Origin of the sequence: Pseudomonas sp. CCC4.1 (assembly GCF_035019225.1) — a bacterium.
In the GTDB taxonomy this organism is placed as follows: Bacteria; Pseudomonadota; Gammaproteobacteria; order Pseudomonadales; family Pseudomonadaceae; genus Aquipseudomonas; species Aquipseudomonas bubulae.
The window spans coordinates 35,282-44,552 of sequence record NZ_JASJWL010000035.1 but is presented as its reverse complement, the minus strand read 5'-3'; the positions used below and the strand labels follow the sequence as shown (position 1 = coordinate 44,552).

Genomic DNA, 9,271 nt, shown 5'->3' with positions numbered 1-9,271 from the left:
AGCCTGCTCGCGAAGGTCGTTCGCGAGCAGGCTCGCTCCCACAATAGGGCTTGACCTGCAACAGAGTATCTACAGGTCGGCCACAGGTTTTGGCCTTTGGGTTTATTTCTGTAAAAACTGTGCGAAGTTGACGCCAGTACCTGTAGGACGCACGTCCTGCAGATAGGAGTCCTTGTCTGCACTCAACTCCAGGCTCATGGTCGGCGTACGCTTGTGCGTTGCACGTACTACCATGCCTTCGCGTTTTTCACGCAGGAATGCAGTCGTTACCTTCAGGTGCAGCAGTTCGTCGGTGCTTGGGGTGTGCAGGAGCAGATGCACCCATTCGTACTGGCCGACGGCCAGGCGCGCCAGCGGAATATCGAACCACCAGATGTTCTTGTTGGTGTTCAGTGCGGCGAAATGGCAGTTGTTGACGCCGAGTACCGCGCCGCCGAGTTCCTGGTTCCTGCGGGCAATAGCCAGCTTTTTATCGAGTTTCATAACCTTCCTACAATTGCGGATCTTCAGCGCCATAGCCTGAATACGTCGCGTATTCTCGGGGGTTAGCGGGCAAACATAAAGCCCAACCTGCGCTGATCGACGAAATGATGGGCAGAAAATAAATGAAACTCGATGCCGGACCACAAGGTCAATGTTGGGTTGGCCTTTTTACGGGTTTGGCGATCCGGTATTTTCAAAGTCGCCAATTGGGCTACTTTTAGGTAAAACCCTTCGCTTGGAGGCGTGTTGACCTCATTAACGGTGCGGCGAAAGGAGACGCTATGTTATTCCCAGGCTTGAACGGCCTGCCTTTGGGCAAAGTCTTGATCCGAACGGTCAAGGAATTTATCGACGATGAAATGTCGACCTACGCCTCGGCGCTGGCCTATCAAATGCTGTTTTCGTTATTCCCTTTCATTCTGTTCCTGATTGCATTGATCGGTTTTTTGCATCTGCCAGACTTCTTTACCTGGTTGCGCCTGCAGTCCGAACTGGTACTGCCGCCGCAAGCGCTGGAGCAGGTCAACCCGGTGATCGACCAGTTGCAGCAATCCAAGGGCGGATTGCTTTCGGTAGGTATCGTCATTGCGCTATGGACGGCTTCTGCGGGTGTGCGCCTGATGATGAGCGCAATGAATGCTGCCTACGACGTGGTTGAAGGGCGCCCTGTCTGGAAACGTTTTCCGCTGTCGATTTTCTACACGATCGGCATTGCCGGCATGCTGCTGGTCGCCGCCGCACTGATGGTGCTCGGACCGCAGGTGATGAGCTGGCTGGCGGGGCAGGTGGGGCTTGAAGACTTTGTGGTCACGCTGTGGACCATCCTGCGCTGGCCGGCGATTATTTTGCTGATGATGGTGGCAGTGGCGTTGATGTATTACGTGATGCCCGATGTTGAGCAGAAATTCCGTTTTATTACCCCGGGCTCGGTGCTGGCGGTAGTGGTCTGGATTGTGGCTTCCTTGGGGTTTGCCTTTTATGTCAAAACCTTCGCGGACTACAACGCCATGTATGGCAGTATCGGTGCAATCATCGTGCTGTTGCTTTACTTCTACATTTCGGCCGCGGTGCTGTTGCTGGGCGCTGAAATGAATGCTGTGATCGAACATATGTCGGCTGAAGGCAAAAATCCGGGCGAGAAGACATTCGATGAGTCTGCCGACCCTGATCCAAAGCAGCATGTCTCCGGCCTTGGCCGCGACCACTCCCTTAAATCCACTTCTGATGAAACCTGACCATGATTCGTGAAATCCTGAAAATGGGTGATGAGCGTTTATTACGTGTGGCCCAACCGGTGCCGGATGAGATGTTCGACACGCCAGAACTCTGGCAACTGCTCGACGATATGTTGCAGACCATGGAACACGCTGGCGGCGTGGGCCTGGCAGCGCCGCAGATTGGCGTTGACCTGCAACTGGTGGTGTTCGGTTTCGAGCACAGCGAGCGTTACCCGGATGCCGAAGCCGTGCCGCAGACCATTCTGATCAACCCGCTGATCACGCCGCTGAGCCCGGCAGTTGAAGAGGACTGGGAGGGTTGCCTGTCGGTGCCGGGTCTACGTGGGGTCGTCGAGCGCTTCCACAAGATCCGCTACGAAGGTTTCACCCCCAAGGGTGAGCCAATCGTACGGATTGCAGAGGGGTTTCATGCGCGGGTCGTGCAGCATGAGTGCGATCACTTGATCGGTCGTCTGTATCCGTCACGGATCAAGGACTTCAGCAAGTTCGGTTTTATTGAGGTGCTGTTTCCTGATCTGGATCCGCACACCAAGGAGTAAGGCCCATCGCTATCATCGCTTTGTTGCGTTGATAGCGAACCAGCCGCTCATGCAGGGCATGGGGCAATTCCACGTCCAGGCTAAACCCCAGCTTTTCATAAAACCCCTGCAACTGCGGGTCGCAGAACAACCAGATCGGGCCATCGACGGCAGCTATTGCCTGGCTGACCAGATCGCCAGCCACCCCTTGGCCGCGTAGCGCTGGCGCGACAAAAAGCCCGGTCAGCCAGTGGCCGTGAGCCATTGGCCGCAAACATAAACCGGCAATAATCCCCTCTTTGCGGGCGACCCATAACTGCGCTTCCCTGACCGCCTTCATCGATGATTGATGTGTGCGATAAAACTTGTTCATCAGTGGCCATAAAGCCGCTTCAAGCGGGGCGTAAATAATGGCAGTCATAAGTCCACAGGCTCGGGGGAGGGGCGCGCAGTATAAATAACTAAAAGGCAGATTTCTGCGGGTTATCTGAATAGTGTGGGTGATCTGTATTCGGAATTAAAGGGTACACATACGCATTCATTTCGAAATAACCGACTTTAAATGAAAGTTCACCATGGATCAGTGCTATACCTCAGTGAACAACCCTGGTTACTGGAGTGCATAACATGTCCAAAGGTATGGATTCAAAGAAAGCAGCGAAGAAAAAGCCGGCTAAAACAGCCGATGAAAAACGCGCTGACAAGAAAGCCAAAAAAACTGACACCGGATTGTTTGGTCATTAAGTGGATTTACCGGGGCTCGCTCCTCGGGGCCCTGTCACTTTTAATACTGCATCATCCATTTGGTAAATTTTTAAAGCGTGAGCGTTCCGTCGCAGGTTGATGGCCATTTGCTTGCGCGCGTCATTTGGCTAGCTATGCTCCATGTTTACGGGGTCGTAGCCATAAGTGCTCAAACCCTCGAAGTGCGTACAGCTCTAACGTTAAGAGTGAGATACCCAGCTGATTGGCTGCGTCTTGAAACTTTTGAATTATCAATAGACAGCACCTCCAGGGATTGAGCCATGTTTAATTCGCATCGCAAAGCCGATCTGCTCGAAAATCAACGTCTTAGCGGCTTATTAAATGACATGGCCGCTAAAGTGCAGGCTATCAGCCGTTCCATGGCAATTATTGAGTTCGCCCCTGACGGCACCATTCTGGATGCCAACGAGAATTTTTGTCGGGTTGTGGGTTATTCCGCTGACGAGATTCGGGGCAAGCACCATCGGCTATTTTGCGAAGCGGCTTACGTAAAATCCAGTGAGTACAACAATTTCTGGCGGGACCTGGCCCGAGGCGAACCTTTGAGCGGCACCTTTTCACGGCTCGACAAGGCGGGGCGTGAGGTGTGGCTGGAAGCCAGCTACATGCCCATCGTCGGCGCTGACCAGCACGTTGTGCGTGTCATCAAGGTGGCTTCGGATGTCACAGATCGAATCAATAAAGAACATGAAACCCAGAGCATCGTAAACGCCCTGAGCCGGTCGATGGCGGTGATCGAGTTCTCACCGGATGGGCGGGTAATCAATGCCAACCAGAACTTCCTCGACACCATGCATTACTCGCTGAGCGAAATTGTCGGCCAGCATCACGGCATGTTCTGTCGTCGAAGCGAGGCCGAGTCAGCCGGCTACAAGGCTTTCTGGGCCTCGCTCAATCGCGGCGAGTACCATTCCAGGCGATTTGAGCGGGTCGACAAACACGGTCATACGGTGTTTCTCGAGGCCTCCTACAACCCGATCTTCGATGCCAGGGGGCGCCTGTACAAAGTGGTGAAATTCGCCAGTGATATCACTGCTCAGGTCACCAACCTGCAGACTGCCGCCGAATCGGCCCACAGCACTTCAGTGCAAAACGATGCCTGTGCGCAGAAGGGCTCGCAGGTGGTGCAGCAAACCGTGCAAATCATCGAGGCCATTTCCAAAGACCTTAATGAAGCGGCGCAGAGCATTGATGCGGTAAGCAAGCAGTCGGACAGTATCGGCAAGATCGTGCAGACCATTCGTGGTATTGCGGATCAAACCAATTTACTGGCGCTCAATGCCGCGATCGAGGCAGCGCGGGCGGGGGAGCACGGGCGCGGCTTTGCCGTGGTGGCGGATGAGGTCAGAAGCCTGGCGGCGCGCACCAGTGCGGCCACCCTGGAAATTGTCGAAGTGGTGCGTCGAAATCATGATCTGTCGCTGAGCGCTGTGACCAGCATGCAGTCGAGCCTTAGCCGCACAGGGCTTGGTGTTGAGCTGGCAAATGAGGCCGGGGAAGCGATTCTGGAAATCCAGCAAGGCTCCCGGCATGTGGTCGATGCCATCAGCCAGTTCAACTCGACGTTGCAACTGCATTAAAGCTGTACTGTTTACATGATGAGGGTGAGGGGCTTTAACTGCTTTCACGCACCATCAGTTCAAAGCCCATGTCCTGCACAGGGTTGGCAACTTTATTGCCTGCCATCAGTGTCAGCATCTGCTCGGCTGCGCGACGGCCAATAGCTTCCCGGGGCGTACGAATACTGCTCAGGCGAGGCACCATAAACTCTGAAGACGGCAGGTCGTTAAAGCCCAGTACGGCGATTTGCTCCGGGATTTTGATGCCGATGCGTGCAGCCTCAAGCAAGGCGCCCTGGGCCAGGTCGTCGTTGCCGAAAAAGATCGCATCCACTTGTGGATGGCTGGCGAGCAATTGCAGGAACAATTCGCCCCCCAGGCCAACCGAAGACGGACGTGGCGTCAGTACTTCAAGATCAGGGTTGTACAGTCCGGCTTCCTGCAAAGTGCGGCGATAACCCTCACCGCGCAGCAACGTGCGTTGATCGAGCTGGGCGCCGATATAGGCCAGATGTCTGCGGCCACGGGAGATCAAGTGCCGGGCAGCTGTTTCACCGGCCTGCAGCTGTGAAAAGCCGACGCAGTTCAAGCCCTCGGCGGCATCCAGCTCCATCATGTACACGCAGGGTACATTGCTGGTCTCGATCATCCGCCGTGAGCTTTCAGAACGATCAAAACCGGTCAGCAGCAGGCCTCGGGGCTGGTAGGCCATATAGTTGCGCAGCAAATTTTCTTCTTCGTCACGGGAATAGTGGAAGTTGCCGATCAATACTTCAAAGCCCCGGGGGCGCAACACGTCATGGATGGCTTCGAGGGTGTCTATAAAAAGCAGGTTGGACAGCGAAGGTACCAGCACCACGACAGAATGACTCTGCGCCGAAGCTAGCGCGCGGGCGGCGGGATTGACCACATAGTTCAGCTCGTCGGCGGCAACACGGACCTTTTCGGCCAGCTCCGTGGCAACGCTGCTGATACCGCGCAGGGCTCGCGAGGCGGTGATGGGGCTGACCCCCGCAAGGCGGGCAACTTCGTTAAGGGTGGGGCGACCCGTGGTCCGGGTGTTTTTATCGTTTTTGGAGGTGGTCATCAGGGCGGCTTGCCAAACAAAAAACAAGTCACTAAGGTAGCGCTGTCCTGGCGGACCCGCAATTGCCTGATTGCGTGTAAATCAGTTACCCCAGCTTTGTATGTCGAGAGCGTCTCCGCGTCTCCCCATAAAAATGAGAAATAGACGTCGGTAGCCTAAGCTTTGTGCTTTGCTTTCAAGTATTGAACGCATGAACAAAGACAGCGCTGTCTACGGACTGAGGTGTTTCATGAGTCAACCTATCACTGCTCTGGTCATCATGGGTGTTGCCGGCTGCGGCAAATCCAGCGTTAGCCAGGCATTGTGCCAGCTCAATGGCGCGACCCCGATTGAAGGCGATGCGTTTCACCCGGCGGCCAACATTGCCAAGATGAGTGCCGGTATTCCCCTGACCGATGAAGACCGTGCCGGCTGGCTTGACAGCCTGTGCGACGAATTGCGTCGTGCGGTTGCCAGTGGTCAGCGCCCGGTGCTGACCTGTTCGGCACTCAAGCTGCGTTATCGCGAGCGTTTACGCAGTGCGGTAGATGGTCTGGGTTTTGTGTTTCTGGAGCTGACCCCTGAGGTGGCGGCTGCCCGGGTGGCCGATCGTCCGGGGCACTTTATGCCCAAGACCCTGATCGACAGCCAGTTCGCTGCGCTTGAATCACCGACCAATGAATCCTTGGTGCTGACTCTGAATGCAGCCCAGATGAACGTTAAGCAATTAGCAAGCGCCGCCCGAGACTGGTGGTGCGAGCAGACGGTAATGGCAACTTCATGATGTTGTTTCAAACAGATAGCGCTATCTGCCTCGGCTGTAGCGGCACCCCCGTACTTGATAACAACAAAAAGGCAGGAGACGCCCCATGCTAGGCATGTCCCATAATACGTTTCTGCTGCTTGATGCAGTGGTGACCATTATCGGCCTGATCGTACTGATCACCCGATTCAAACTGCACCCCTTTATTGCCTTGATCATCGCCTCTGCGTTTCTGGGGCTGACGGCCGGCATGCCTGCCAACCTGATCATCAAGTCGTTCCAGGATGGTTTTGGCGGCGTGTTGGGCTTTGTCGGGATCATCCTGGCGCTGGGCACCATGCTTGGCAAAATGATGGCCGACTCCGGTGGTGCTGACCAGATCGCCCGTACCTTGATCCGTGCCTTCGGCAAGGACAAGGTGCAGTGGGCAATGATGTTTGCCGCCTTTCTGGTCGGTATTCCATTGTTCTTCGAAATCGGCTTTGTACTGCTGATTCCGCTGGTGTTTATCGTTGCGCGACGTACTGGCGTGTCGATCATCAAGATCGGTATCCCGCTGCTCGCCGGCTTGTCGGCTGTTCACGGGCTGGTACCGCCGCACCCGGGCCCGCTGCTGGCCATTGGCGTGTTTGGTGCCGACATCGGCAAGACCATTCTGTACGGCCTGATTGTTGCTCTGCCTACCGCGATCATTGCCGGACCGATTTACGGTACGTTTATCGCCAAGTACATCCCGGGCCATGCATCCCAGGACCTCATGGATCAACTGGCCAGTGAGCCGGAATCCAGCACCTTGCCGAGTTTTTCCATCACCCTGATCACCGTGCTGTTGCCGGTATTCCTGATGCTGCTCAAGACGTTCGCCGACGTGGCGCTGCCCGATGGCAACTTCTTCCGTGTGTGGATGGACATGATCGGCCACCCGATCAGTGCGCTGTTGCTGGCATTGCTGCTGGCGCTGTACACCTTTGGCGCCCGCCAGGGTATCGACTCCAAACGCATCCTCAAGCTGCTGGACGCGAGCCTGGCTCCTACCGCAGCGATCATTCTGATCATTGGTGCGGGCGGCGGTTTCAAGCAGATGCTGGTAGCCAGCGGTGTGGGTGACGTGATCGGCCATATGGCGGTAAACGCGCAAATTTCGCCGATTTTGCTGGCCTGGCTGGTGGCTGCAGTGATTCGTATCGCGACGGGTTCTGCGACCGTAGCGACCATTACCGGGGCGGGGATTGTGTTGCCGGTGGTGGACATGATTCCGGGTGTGAACCGTGAGCTGCTGGTATTGGCAACCGGCGCAGGCTCGTTGATCCTGTCTCACGTCAACGACGCAGGTTTCTGGCTGGTGAAGCAGTACTTCAATATGACCGTGGCTGAAACCTTCAAGACCTGGACCGCGATGGAAACCATCCTCTCGGTTGTAGGTTTGATCTTTATTCTGCTGCTGTCGTTGGTGGTTTAAAGCACCAATAAACCTGTGGGAGCTGGTTTACCAGCTCCCACAGTCGTTTTAGCCAGCGTTAAAGCCATCAGCGCGGAACATAGCGCGAATTCCACGCAGCGCCTGACGAATGCGATCCTGATTTTCAATCAGGGCAAAGCGCACATGGTCGTCACCGTACTCCCCAAAGCCTACCCCCGGCGAAACACAGACCTTGGCATCTGCCAGCAGCTTCTTGGCGAATTCCAGTGAGCCCAGGTGGGCGTAGTGTTCGGGAATCTTGGCCCAGATATACATCGAAGCTTTCGGGTTTTCGACCATCCAGCCCAGTTCGTGCAGCCCTTTGACGATCACGTTACGGCGCTGACGATACTGTTCGGCAATATCCTTCACACATTGCTGGTCACCCTCAAGTGCAGCAATTGCCGCCACTTGCAGCGGGGTAAAGGTGCCGTAGTCGTGGTAACTCTTGATTCGCGCCAGAGCATTGACCAGCTCAGGATTGCCCACCATAAAACCGATACGCCAGCCTGCCATGTTGTAGCTTTTGGACAGCGTGAAGAACTCCACGGCGATGTCCTTGGCGCCCGGTACTTGCATGATCGAAGGCGCTTTCCAGCCGTCATAGACGATATCGGCGTAGGCCAGATCGTGCACAACCAGCACATCATATTGCTTGGCCAGGGCCACCACGCGCTCGAAGAAATCCAGTTCGACACACTGCGCCGTCGGGTTGGACGGGAAGCCCAGGATCATCATTTTCGGTTTGGGGATGGAGCCGCGGATAGCTTTTTCCAGCTCAGCAAAAAAGTCCACGCCGGGGATCAGCGGTACCGAACGCACCTGGGCACCGGCAATCACGGCACCGTAGATATGAATCGGGTAGCTGGGGTTGGGCACCAGCACGGTGTCGCCCTGATCCAGGGTGGCAAGCATCAAGTGCGCCAGGCCTTCCTTGGAGCCGATGGTGACAATGGCTTCGTGCTCGGGATCGATCTCAACGTTATAACGGTCGGCATACCAGCGCGAAATGGCCCGGCGCAGGCGTGGAATTCCCCGCGAAGTCGAGTAGCCGTGAGTGTCTTCACGCTGCGCGACGGTGCAGAGTTTTTCGACGATGTGGGGAGGTGTCGGGCCGTCAGGGTTACCCATGCTGAAGTCGATGATGTCTTCGCCACGACGACGGGCGGCCATCTTCAGCTCGGCAGTGATATTGAAAACATAGGGGGGGAGTCGATCTATGCGCGCAAAGCGTCGCGGCGAACCTTGCTCTGCCATGTGTGCCTCTGATACGTAAGCGCCCGGAACCGTCCGAGCGACGTTGACCACTGCGGTGGTCTGGACGAAACAATACGGGCGCTGATGACCTTTTGTCTAGGTGCTGTCAGCGTCTATTTTTCGCTGATCCGACCTGTATGTGGTTTTGTTCCTATACTCAGAT

At 55.7% G+C, this 9,271-nt stretch carries 9 protein-coding genes and 1 pseudogene; 6 read left to right on the top strand and 4 right to left on the bottom strand.

The window, feature by feature from the left end:
• Positions 1-102: 102 nt before the first annotated feature.
• Complete coding sequence (locus QN377_RS14860) at positions 103-483, bottom strand: hypothetical protein (protein WP_016782092.1); 381 nt, start codon at positions 481-483, stop codon at positions 103-105.
• Positions 484-764: 281 nt separating this feature from the next.
• Between QN377_RS14860 and QN377_RS14855 the strand changes: the two genes are divergently transcribed.
• Positions 765-1,718, top strand: a complete 954-nt coding sequence (locus QN377_RS14855; RefSeq protein WP_095003262.1) for a YihY/virulence factor BrkB family protein — start codon at positions 765-767, stop codon at positions 1,716-1,718.
• A 2-nt stretch (positions 1,719-1,720) separates the two neighbouring features.
• Positions 1,721-2,260: a peptide deformylase gene (def, locus tag QN377_RS14850; protein WP_095003261.1), complete on the top strand. Its 540-nt coding sequence runs from the start codon at positions 1,721-1,723 to the stop codon at positions 2,258-2,260.
• Here the strand turns inward: def and QN377_RS14845 are convergent.
• Positions 2,214-2,660 carry a GNAT family N-acetyltransferase gene (locus QN377_RS14845; protein WP_095003260.1) on the bottom strand — a complete coding sequence of 149 codons (447 nt, stop codon included), beginning with the start codon at positions 2,658-2,660 and terminating at the stop codon, positions 2,214-2,216. The two genes, def and QN377_RS14845, sit on opposite strands and share 47 nt — an antisense overlap.
• Positions 2,661-3,264: 604 nt before the next feature.
• Between QN377_RS14845 and QN377_RS22895 the strand changes: the two are divergent.
• Both QN377_RS22895 and QN377_RS22890 read left to right on the top strand, forming a co-directional pair.
• A pseudogene (locus QN377_RS22895) lies at positions 3,265-4,035 on the top strand (PAS domain-containing protein); the annotation flags it as partial.
• Complete coding sequence (locus tag QN377_RS22890) at positions 4,012-4,584, top strand: methyl-accepting chemotaxis protein (RefSeq protein ID WP_371928113.1); 573 nt, start codon at positions 4,012-4,014, stop codon at positions 4,582-4,584. The pseudogene QN377_RS22895 and the gene QN377_RS22890, both read left to right, overlap by 24 nt.
• Positions 4,585-4,618: 34 nt before the next feature.
• On the opposite strand, the gene QN377_RS14835 is transcribed toward QN377_RS22890, so the two are convergent.
• Positions 4,619-5,650, bottom strand: a complete 1,032-nt coding sequence (locus QN377_RS14835) for a LacI family DNA-binding transcriptional regulator (RefSeq protein ID WP_095003278.1) — start codon at positions 5,648-5,650, stop codon at positions 4,619-4,621.
• A gap of 229 nt (positions 5,651-5,879) precedes the next feature.
• On the opposite strand from QN377_RS14835, the gene QN377_RS14830 reads away from it, so the two are divergent.
• Positions 5,880-6,413 (top strand): gluconokinase, encoded by a 534-nt coding sequence (locus QN377_RS14830; RefSeq protein WP_095003258.1) that lies wholly within the window; start codon positions 5,880-5,882, stop codon positions 6,411-6,413.
• A gap of 85 nt (positions 6,414-6,498) precedes the next feature.
• A complete protein-coding gene (locus tag QN377_RS14825) occupies positions 6,499-7,851 on the top strand; it encodes a GntP family permease (protein WP_095003257.1) in 1,353 nt (450 codons plus the stop codon).
• Between the two features lie 48 nt (positions 7,852-7,899).
• Here QN377_RS14825 and alaC read toward each other — a convergent pair whose 3' ends face one another.
• Positions 7,900-9,108 carry an alanine transaminase gene (gene alaC, locus QN377_RS14820; RefSeq protein WP_322212520.1) on the bottom strand — a complete coding sequence of 403 codons (1,209 nt, stop codon included), beginning with the start codon at positions 9,106-9,108 and terminating at the stop codon, positions 7,900-7,902.
• Positions 9,109-9,271 lie beyond the last annotated feature (163 nt).